The sequence below is a fragment of the Planktotalea sp. genome, from assembly GCF_039984035.1.
In the GTDB taxonomy this organism is placed as follows: domain Bacteria; phylum Pseudomonadota; class Alphaproteobacteria; order Rhodobacterales; family Rhodobacteraceae; genus Planktotalea.
Genome location: NZ_JBDWVM010000318.1, coordinates 1 through 7,170 on the forward strand (window position 1 = coordinate 1; position 7,170 = coordinate 7,170).

Below are 7,170 nucleotides of genomic sequence, written 5' to 3' on the forward strand. Positions count from 1 at the left end.
CATCAGTCTACAAGGTAGCCGCGAGTTAACAGATCAGATCACCAAGATTGTGCAAGAAAGCGGCCATGGTTTGGTTTTGCAGGCCAATGGTTTGAACACGGCGCAAAAACTCGCATCGCGCGAAGGCGTTCCCGCAGCTACGATTTTCCGTGATTTCGATGGCAAGGATCAAAAGGCGGGCGTGATCCGCCGTTTCCTTGATCAAGCGGCGTTCAAGGCGGGGCAAGAGGGCGGCGTGATTATGCTTGGTCGACTGCGCGCAGAAACGATTTCAGCTTTGCTGATCTGGGGCCTTGCGGATCGTGCGAGCCGCGTCGCGCTTGTGCCTGTTTCCGCTGTTTTGCAGCAAGACGCTGCGAACTAACTGCTAATTTCTAAGACGGATGCTGTCGGCAAAGCTGCGTGCTTTGGCGCGTACGGTGTCATCTGGTTGCAAGGCTTCTTCAACCTCAGCGCAGTCTTGTTCAAAAATTTCGCGTTCGGTGTCATCGGCGCGCTCAAGGCCCCAAAAACAATACCCCAATGCTGCGTGTTTGCTGGAAAAAGGAAAGCGTGCACTGACGATCAATTCTGCGATGTTTATTCCCGCGCGTGGATACCCCAGCTCAACGCCGCGTTTGAAAAAGCTGAAAGCGGTGATTGGGTCCGCGTGAACCCCGTATCCTTGTTCGTGAATAACGCCGAGATCATTGAATGCGCGCGGGTAATTCGCTGCCGCCGCTTGGGTATAGAGTAGCCGCGCGCGCTGCCAGTTTTCGGGCCGGCCCAATCCTTTGACATAGGCATGCGCTAGGTTTGCAGTCGCAATCACGTCGCCGCGCTCATGTGCTTTTTCATACCAATCGACTGCTGCCTCGTGATCAGGGGGATCAGCCCGTTCGCGCAATTGCCCAAGGGCGGTCATCGCAGGGGCATAGCCCGCTGCCGCCGCCAGTCCAAATTCGCGTTTTGCGCGTGCGCGATCTGCTGGGACATCGCCCGACCCAAAGGCAAACAGGGCTCCGAGATTATAACGCCCGCGCACCTCGCCCGCTTTGGCTGCGCGTTCAAAGAAATCGATGGCCTTTGTGACGTCTTGGTCAACCCCATTGCCATCTTCATAGGCCGCGCCAAGAATATTAAGCGCCATAGCGTTGCCATCCTCAGCCGCCTCGTGAAAGACCTTGAGCGACGTCTCATATTCGCCGTTGATGTATGCAAGGCGGGCTTGATCCACCTCGGCTTGGGTCGGCGCTGCAAAGGCAGGAAGCGGCACCGCGAGCGCGGCAATCAAAGCGAAAGACGTGAAACGCATTATTAAATCCTCTAAATCAATGGGAGGAGCTTAAACGCGTTCACAGCTTTCGAACAAGAAAATTTACGCTTGCCTCAAGAGCCGGTCCAAAGCCGCGTATCAGGGTGGAACTGGGACCACGCAAACCAGAAGGCCTGATGGCTACCTGCGTCTGATCCATCCTTGTCCACGGCTCGAATGCCACCTGCGTCAAGCTCGAGGCGGATGTTCTCAACAGAGATTTTCGCGCCGCGTTTGAGCGCAAGGAAAGCTGCGCTGCGTTGGAAGGCGACAGGGCTTCCTGATGCCGTGATCACCCCGATAATATCTTCATGAACAGGCAGGCGAGGATCGACATCGCCTACAGGGAAGATCGGACCATTAGCATCACGCGTGTTGCGGAAATCCGGTTTGCGGCCCAGGGCGAGCTCTTCGACGAGCACAGTCGTTTCAGGATGCGCCTTCTTCCATTCGCCCCATTCGCTGGTGATTACAGTTGCTTGCTCAAGTGTGACGCCTTTGTCTGCCAAAGGTCCGGTCACCGCCTTGCCCAAGAACGTATCCATCACAGAATGGGTGGTAATGTCGTACATCACCTTGTTAGAGCGAATAAGCAGGCCAGAGGTGCGCAGCACGGGGCGCTCGATGCCGGTTGGCAGCTCGTCCGTGAAATAGGCCTGCGCTGATCCGCACAGCGTGCAGTAAGGAATGCCAAGATCGCGACCACCCAAGGTATCGTTGACCATTTCGCGCACTTCCATGATCTGGCGGGGATAAGCGCGATATTCACCATTCACTTCGATGCCAAAAACGATGTCGTCGTCCTTGAGCCAAGTTGCGTCTTCTGCGCTGGTCACGTCAGGGTTATCTGCTGCGGGAATGCAATTGCACACATCATCAGTAGTATCATAAGGGCGATCATCAATGAGCACACCGCCCCAAGAGACCATGCGCCAATCGATGTCGCCTTCAACGAAAATCTTATCCCAACCAGGAACAACGCTGGTGAAAATCTCGCGCTTCACCGCGAGGTAGTTCGGCGGGGCAGGCACATCCCACGCGATAAGGTGGTCTGTGACGTCGCCCCACGGATTGGTACGGTCAATGTCTTTGCCCAGTAGTTTGGACGTGGCCTCAATGAATTCAACATTCATTTGGCTACCGTGCGTAAAGCGCATCAAATCGGAGATGATCCAAGCGAGACGCGGATCACCTGAACTGGCGACTTCTTCCAAAGCGAGGGATTGATCACGCCCCCAAATCCCTTGGGTCACAAGCTGGATAAACGCCGTGTCAACGGCTTGGGTGAGTGACTTACTCAAAGAACCTGTCGGGATCGCAGGGGGCGTTCCAAACTCTTCCACGACATAGGCGGGAAGGGCGGAGGCCTCTTGTGCAGCAAGGGGGATTGCACACAAGAGGCTTGAGCACGCTATCGACGCCAAAAGGACAGACTTAAGGCGAGAGGGGGTTTTGAGGGCCATGGTGTCATCCTTTGCAATCATCGATAAGGCACGGGGCGCAGACGCCCTTTGATTGAGCTTACGGGTAACGGGCCTACAATTGCCAATCACAAGGCGTTCAAGCTTGAGTGAGCAGGCGAGATTGGTGCGCAAACCATACGCCTTTCGCTTTGCCATTGCAGCGCCCATCGCTCTGCCGCATGTTTAGAAAACCGATAGCAGAGGATACCCCCATGAAACCTGTAAACCTGTCTGAAAAATTGGCCATGTTCTCAACCCACTGGGACCCGCATGTGGTCGCGGACTATAACCAAAACGAAATCATGGTGGTGAAGTTCAAGGGCGAGTTTCCGTTTCACCTGCATGAAGAGACAGATGATTTCTTCTATGTGCTTGAGGGGGAAATGATCATGGATATTGAAGGCCAACCCTCTCATCCGATCAAGGCAGGTGAGCTGTTCGTCGTTCCCAAAGGCGTGGTACACCGCCCACGCGCTGAAAACGAGGTGAAGGTTCTTTTGATCGAACCTAAGGGCGAGCCAAATTCAGGGAGTGCCGACCGCGAACCTGCACCTAAGCCGCGTATTTGAAGCTTTCAAAAGCCTAAAGAAAGTAAACGTATAATGACGAAATTGATTAGAGTTAGTCACGCTCCAAGAGTACATGCGAATATGGCCTCCATTGACTTGTGGCCAGGTAAGGGCGATCCCGCAATTGACAAAGCAGGTCACGATCAATGCTCCTACGCACACACGGCACGCAAATTTGACAAGGCGTTGCTCCCGAGACGGTTCTACCTGCCACGTAAAAAGAAGATTCTGGCCGACTTTACGACTGTTTTGGGATACGTCGTGATTTCGGGAAATCTGCGAGAATTGGTTGAGAGCATAGGAAGCGATACTTTCGATTTTACGGAGATCATTGTTCATGAATCCAAGCGTGGACCGGTATTGGCGGAAAAGAAGTACTTCATTGTCAATTTTCTGGATCAGGTTGACGCGATCATTAAGGATAAATGTGAGCGCGTTGAATTTAGACTTCCGCGACCTGATCTTCCCTCGATAAAGCTCGATCTCATGGCAACAAGTGTGATTGCGTTGGATAAAAATAAAATTGCGGGGCGCACTATGTGGGTCGATAAATACAAAGTTGGCCATAGGACTTTCCTTTCCGATGAACTCTTTGAAAAAATGAAGGCGGCAGGTTTTCATGGTGGCGAAGAGAGCGGGACGTGCGTGGAGTTTGATGGGGGGCAAGGATGATGGACTATCTTCTCTTTCTCGCCTTTCTGACAACGACGCTCTTCTTCGTCATCACGCCCGGCCCATCGGTTGCCTTCGCCTCGGCGCAAGCGATCAAACATGGGAAATCGGCGCTTTTCAAAACCGTCGCAGGGGACGCGCTGGGCACGATTGTGCATATCATCATCGCGGTGAGCAGCTTTACCGCGCTCATGTCGCTCTCTGAATTGGTGCTGCCGTTCCTGCAAATCTTCGGCGGGGTGTTCATCGTCTATATGGCGGTGAAAAGCTTTGCGGAGGCGCGCAAACCTCTCTCCGACGCGGCGCAGAGCGCCCCCGCTGGCAAGGTCAGCTTTTGGGCAGGTTTCTTTGCATGTGTGACCAACCCCAAAGCTATCGTCTTCTTCGTCGCATTGTTCCCGGCGTTCATCTCGCCCGATCATAACCTCGCGCTGCAAAGCCTTGTTTACGGGGCGATCTTCGTGACGCTCGATGCGGCCTTCATCCTGATCTACGCCTTCCTTGCGATGCAAGCGGTGCGCCGTACAGCCGCCCGTTGGATCAATGTGGATGTGCTAAGTGGCTTTGGCTTGCTCGGCGTCGGCGCGGCGATGATCCTGAAAGGCTACCGTGCGATCCCGTCGAATTGAATATAGGCATCGGAACCGAAAGTAAGGTGCGTGATACCACGCACCCTACGTCTGAATAGCCTAATTATTCCCGTTGCTTGTAAAGCGGCTCGCGTCTTCGGCGGCTTTGCGGATGGCGCCGCTCTTGTGCACGGTTTCCATATATTCCGCTTCGGGGTCGCTGTCATAGACCACGCCGCCGCCCGCTTGGATGTAGAGCTTTTCATCTTTCACCACAGCCGTGCGCAGGGCGATGCACATGTCCATGTCGCCCCCCGCCGAGAAATAGCCACAACCGCCGCCATAGATACCGCGTTTCTCTGGTTCCAGCTCGTCGATGATCTCCATTGCGCGCACTTTTGGCGCGCCAGAGACAGTCCCCGCAGGCATGCCCGCAAAGAAGGCGCTGAGCGCATCCTGGTCATCGGCCAATTCACCCACCACGTTAGAGACGATGTGCATTACATGGGAATAACGCTCCACGATGAATTCCTCGGTCGGGCGCACGGTGCCGATTTTGGAGACTTTACCAACATCATTACGGCCCAGATCGAGCAACATCAGATGTTCGGCCAGCTCTTTCTGATCGGCGAGCAAATCTGCCTCTAGCGCGTTGTCTTCTTCAGGCGTCGCGCCGCGCGGGCGTGTGCCTGCGATGGGGCGGATCGTCACCTCTTTGCCAAAGACCCGAACGAGGATTTCTGGCGATGCCCCAACGACCTGAAAGCCGCCAAAGTTGAAATAGAACATGAAGGGCGACGGGTTGGTGCGGCGCAAGGAACGGTAGAGCGCGAAGGGTGGTTGTTTGAATTCTTGCACCCAGCGTTGCGATGGCACCACCTGAAAGATGTCGCCTGCTTTGATGTATTCTTTGGCTTTCTCAACCGCGGATTTATATCCTTCACGGGTGAAATTGCTGACAGGCGCTGGCGCTTCTTCGGCTTGGCCAAGATCACGCGTGGCCGCGGGCATCGGGCGTTCCAGATCGCGCACCGCGTCCATGACGCGTTCTGCGGCTTGTGCATAAGCGGCGCGGGCGGATTGACCTTCGCTGACCCAAGCGGGAGAGACGACCGTGACCTCACCTTTTACGCCATCCAGAACGGCAATCACCGAAGGACGCAGCATGATTGCATCTGGGACACCAAGCACGTCGGTATTCACGTTCGGCAAATGCTCCACATGGCGGATCATGTCATAGCCTAGATAGCCAAACAGACCGGCAGAGGCTTGCGGCAGCCCCTCAGGCAGATCGATGTGGCTCTCGGAAATCAACGCGCGCAAGGACTCGAGCGGGGCTAAGTCCTGAGCCTCAAATGCATCGCTGTCATAGCGCGCCATGCGGTTGAGTGAGGCTGTCGGCCCTTCGGATCGCCAAATGAGGTCAGGCTTCATGCCGATGATCGAATACCGACCCCGCACTTCGCCGCCTGTCACAGATTCCAGCACGAATGCATCTTTCTGCGCGCCCGTCAGCTTGAGCATCAAGGACACAGGCGTGTCGAGATCCGCTGCAAGACGGGTATACACCACTTGGTTTTGCCCTGCGTCATACGCTTTGGCAAATTCATCGAAAGAAGGGACCAGCGCCATGGGGTCTAGCCTTTAGTTAAAGTTGGCATGCACCGCATTGATCGCGTTTTGATCGATGCGAATACCTGCACGTTGTTGGATGTCTGTTGCGAAGGCTTCGAACAGGTCTTGGCCGATCGCGCTAGAGGCTTGATTGCTCAGCGTTGTGCGCAGGTTTTTGATATCGTCGCTGTCCTCATCAGGTGCGAGCACGTCATCAACACGGACAATCAGCACATCAGTCACATCCTCGACGATGAGTGTTGCGCCTTTCTCAGCGTCAAAAATCGCTATGATGGCTTCGGCAGGAACGCCTTGCACAAAACCTGTTCGCGTGAGCTCGCTCAGTTCTTCGCTTTCCAGATCAACATCGGCGAAATCGCTGTCTGCTGTGATCTGTGGCAAGAGCGCTTCGGCTTCGGCGCGCAGGGCGTCGCGTGTGGCTTTGGTTGTCCAACCTGTCGTGACACGGTCTGTGATCTCATCCAAGGGCTGTGGGCGTGGCTCAAGCGTTGCATCAAGGCGCAGGGCAAAGATGCCGCCATCTTCGAGCGTGGCAACTTCTGGGAAGTCTTCTTCGGTCACAGCGACTGCTGCGCGGCGGAAGTCTTCATAGGCGGCAAGGCCATCTTCTGCCTCAACAGACCAATCGATGGTGCCAAGCTCCATGTCTGTTTCTTTAGCGAGATCTTCCAGCGTTGCGCCGCCAGCAAGCAAATCATCGATATCGTTGATCTGCGCTTCGACAACGCGGCGCGCACGGTCAGCGGACAGTTCGTCGTTTAGTTGTGCGCGCGCGTCTTCAAAGCTGGTCGCTTGCGCGGCAAGTACGCCATTGACGCGGAAAAGGGCAGGGCCAAGTTCGCTCGGTAGAGGGCCAACAACGTCGCCTGTGCTCGCGGCAAAGATCGCTTCGCCTGCGTCGCCAAGGTCACCTTGTGGCAAGTCGCCCAAATCGACGTCTGCCAAAGCCAGACCGCGATCTTCGACCA

8 protein-coding genes are annotated in these 7,170 nt (G+C 55.2%); 4 read left to right on the forward strand and 4 right to left on the reverse strand.

Going from position 1 to position 7,170, the window contains the following annotated elements:
• The coding region (locus ABJQ89_RS14275; protein ID WP_348496858.1) for a divergent polysaccharide deacetylase family protein at nucleotides 1-364 on the forward strand (364 nt) is incomplete at its 5' end.
• A 3-nt stretch (nucleotides 365-367) separates the two neighbouring features.
• Here the strand turns inward: ABJQ89_RS14275 and ABJQ89_RS14280 are convergent.
• Both ABJQ89_RS14280 and ABJQ89_RS14285 read right to left on the reverse strand, forming a co-directional pair.
• Nucleotides 368-1,294 (reverse strand): tetratricopeptide repeat protein, encoded by a 927-nt coding sequence (locus ABJQ89_RS14280; protein WP_348496859.1) that lies wholly within the window; start codon nucleotides 1,292-1,294, stop codon nucleotides 368-370.
• Nucleotides 1,295-1,368: 74 nt separating this feature from the next.
• Nucleotides 1,369-2,757 carry a DUF3179 domain-containing (seleno)protein gene (locus ABJQ89_RS14285; RefSeq protein ID WP_348496860.1) on the reverse strand — a complete coding sequence of 463 codons (1,389 nt, stop codon included), beginning with the start codon at nucleotides 2,755-2,757 and terminating at the stop codon, nucleotides 1,369-1,371.
• Nucleotides 2,758-2,969: 212 nt separating this feature from the next.
• On the opposite strand from ABJQ89_RS14285, the gene ABJQ89_RS14290 reads away from it, so the two are divergent.
• The 3 genes from ABJQ89_RS14290 to ABJQ89_RS14300 all read left to right on the forward strand — a co-directional run bounded on the left by ABJQ89_RS14290 (nucleotide 2,970) and on the right by ABJQ89_RS14300 (nucleotide 4,627).
• Nucleotides 2,970-3,326 (forward strand): cupin domain-containing protein, encoded by a 357-nt coding sequence (locus tag ABJQ89_RS14290; RefSeq protein ID WP_348496861.1) that lies wholly within the window; start codon nucleotides 2,970-2,972, stop codon nucleotides 3,324-3,326.
• Between the two features lie 81 nt (nucleotides 3,327-3,407).
• Nucleotides 3,408-3,998 carry a DUF1629 domain-containing protein gene (locus ABJQ89_RS14295; protein ID WP_348496862.1) on the forward strand — a complete coding sequence of 197 codons (591 nt, stop codon included), beginning with the start codon at nucleotides 3,408-3,410 and terminating at the stop codon, nucleotides 3,996-3,998.
• Nucleotides 3,995-4,627 carry a LysE family translocator gene (locus tag ABJQ89_RS14300; protein WP_348496863.1) on the forward strand — a complete coding sequence of 211 codons (633 nt, stop codon included), beginning with the start codon at nucleotides 3,995-3,997 and terminating at the stop codon, nucleotides 4,625-4,627. Before ABJQ89_RS14295 ends, ABJQ89_RS14300 begins: the two co-directional genes overlap by 4 nt.
• A 60-nt stretch (nucleotides 4,628-4,687) precedes the next feature.
• Here ABJQ89_RS14300 and trpE read toward each other — a convergent pair whose 3' ends face one another.
• Nucleotides 4,688-6,199, reverse strand: coding sequence for an anthranilate synthase component I (trpE, locus tag ABJQ89_RS14305; RefSeq protein ID WP_348496864.1), 1,512 nt, complete (start codon nucleotides 6,197-6,199; stop codon nucleotides 4,688-4,690).
• Between the two features lie 12 nt (nucleotides 6,200-6,211).
• Nucleotides 6,212-7,170 (reverse strand): peptidyl-prolyl cis-trans isomerase (locus ABJQ89_RS14310; protein ID WP_348496865.1); only part of this gene is annotated, 959 nt, incomplete at its 5' end.